Source organism: Rhizobium redzepovicii (genome assembly GCF_019793435.1).
GTDB classification, from domain to species: Bacteria; Pseudomonadota; Alphaproteobacteria; order Rhizobiales; family Rhizobiaceae; genus Rhizobium; species Rhizobium redzepovicii.
The window spans coordinates 1-2,500 of sequence record NZ_JAILYH010000045.1 but is presented as its reverse complement, the minus strand read 5'-3'; the positions used below and the strand labels follow the sequence as shown (position 1 = coordinate 2,500).

At 53.5% G+C, this 2,500-nt stretch carries 1 tRNA gene and 2 rRNA genes (1 of these 3 cut by a window edge); all 3 read left to right on the top strand.

The features are described 5' to 3' along the window. Nucleotides 1–1,979, top strand: a 23S ribosomal RNA gene (locus K6N12_RS33395) (it extends 821 nt beyond the left edge of the window). A 191-nt stretch (nucleotides 1,980–2,170) separates the two neighbouring features. Then, nucleotides 2,171–2,285, top strand: a 5S ribosomal RNA gene (gene rrf / locus K6N12_RS33390). A gap of 127 nt (nucleotides 2,286–2,412) precedes the next feature. Then, a tRNA-Met gene (locus K6N12_RS33385) sits at nucleotides 2,413–2,489 on the top strand. Nucleotides 2,490–2,500: the final 11 nt, after the last annotated feature.

The window sequence follows — 2,500 nt, the reverse complement described above, 5'->3', positions numbered from 1 at the left end:
AGGCCAATCAAACTCGGAAATAGCTGGTTCTCCGCGAAATCTATTTAGGTAGAGCGTCGAGCGAATACCCCCGGGGGTAGAGCACTGGATGGGCTATGGGGACTCACCGTCTTACTGATCCTAACCAAACTCCGAATACCGGGGAGTACTACTCGGCAGACACACGGCGGGTGCTAACGTCCGTCGTGAAAAGGGCAACAACCCTAACCTCCAGCTAAGGTCCCCAAGTCATGGCTAAGTGGGAAAGGATGTGAGGATCCCAAAACAACCAGGATGTTGGCTTAGAAGCAGCCATCATTTAAAGAAAGCGTAACAGCTCACTGGTCTAAATAAGGGTCTTTGCGCCGAAAATGTAACGGGGCTGAAGCCATGCACCGAAGCTGAGGATGTGTAGCAATACACGTGGTAGCGGAGCGTTCCGTAAGCTGATGAAGGGAGACCCGTGAGGGCTCCTGGAGGTATCGGAAGTGCGAATGTTGACATGAGTAACGATAAAGAGGGTGAGAGACCCTCTCGCCGAAAGACCAAGGGTTCCTGCTTAAAGTTAATCTGAGCAGGGTTAGCCGGCCCCTAAGGCGAGGCAGAAATGCGTAGTCGATGGGAACCACGTTAATATTCGTGGGCCTGGTGGTAGTGACGGATTGCACAAGTTGTTCATTCTTATTGGATTGGATGGGCAGCGGAGCGGTTCCAGGAAATAGCTCCACCGTATAGACCGTACCCGAAACCGACACAGGTGGTCAGGTAGAGTATACCAAGGCGCTTGAGAGAACTATGTTGAAGGAACTCGGCAAATTGCACGCGTAACTTCGGAAGAAGCGTGACCCCATTTTACGCAAGTATGATGGGGTGGCACAGACCAGGGGGTAGCGACTGTTTATCAAAAACACAGGGCTCTGCGAAGTCGCAAGACGACGTATAGGGTCTGACGCCTGCCCGGTGCTGGAAGGTTAAGAGGAGAGGTGCAAGCTTTGAATCGAAGCCCCAGTAAACGGCGGCCGTAACTATAACGGTCCTAAGGTAGCGAAATTCCTTGTCGGGTAAGTTCCGACCTGCACGAATGGCGTAACGACTTCCCCGCTGTCTCCAACATAGACTCAGTGAAATTGAATTCCCCGTGAAGATGCGGGGTTCCTGCGGTCAGACGGAAAGACCCCGTGCACCTTTACTATAGCTTTACACTGGCATTCGTGTCGGCATGTGTAGGATAGGTGGTAGGCTTTGAAGCGGGGACGCCAGTTTCCGTGGAGCCATCCTTGAAATACCACCCTTATCGTCATGGATGTCTAACCGCGGCCCGTCATCCGGGTCCGGGACAGTGTATGGTGGGTAGTTTGACTGGGGCGGTCGCCTCCGAAAGAGTAACGGAGGCGCGCGATGGTGGGCTCAGACCGGTCGGAAATCGGTCGTCGAGTGCAATGGCATAAGCCCGCCTGACTGCGAGACTGACAAGTCGAGCAGAGACGAAAGTCGGTCATAGTGATCCGGTGGTCCCGCGTGGAAGGGCCATCGCTCAACGGATAAAAGGTACGCCGGGGATAACAGGCTGATGACCCCCAAGAGTCCATATCGACGGGGTTGTTTGGCACCTCGATGTCGGCTCATCGCATCCTGGGGCTGGAGCAGGTCCCAAGGGTTTGGCTGTTCGCCAATTAAAGCGGTACGTGAGCTGGGTTCAGAACGTCGTGAGACAGTTCGGTCCCTATCTGCCGTGGGTGTAGGAATATTGACAGGATCTGTCCCTAGTACGAGAGGACCGGGATGGACATATCTCTGGTGGACCTGTTGTCCTGCCAAGGGCATAGCAGGGTAGCTATATATGGACGGGATAACCGCTGAAGGCATCTAAGCGGGAAACCCACCTGAAAACGAGTATTCCCTATCAGAGCCGTGGAAGACGACCACGTTGATAGGCCGGGTGTGGAAGTGCGGCAACGCATGAAGCTTACCGGTACTAATAGCTCGATCGGCTTGATCGTTCTCATTGACTGTGCTCATCGAACGAAGTTCGATAGTGAGTAGTGAATAGGCAGTAGCAAGTAGTGAAAACTGCTCCGCCTCTTTCCTCACAAGCCTCAAAGACGTGTTCAAAACAAAACACTACCGACTAGTCACTAATCACTAGTCACTCGTGTACCAGCTTCTCAAACATAAAGTTGCGCTTTGCCGACCTGGTGGTTATGGCGGGGTGGCTGCACCCGTTCCCTTTCCGAACACGGCCGTGAAACGCCCCTGCGCCCATGGTACTTCGTCTTAAGACGCGGGAGAGTAGGTCGCTGCCAGGTCTGCAAAACGCAACTTCATGAAATAAAATCTTCTCACACAAAACTAACGGCCCAAAGCCGATCAAAGGGCCGCTCACAAAGCGGCCTTTCGTGTTATAATCAAGCAAGTCAATCAGACTTGCCATGGCGCGGGGTGGAGCAGCCCGGTAGCTCGTCAGGCTCATAACCTGAAGGCCGCAGGTTCAAATCCTGCCCCCGCAACCAAATTCCCTTAG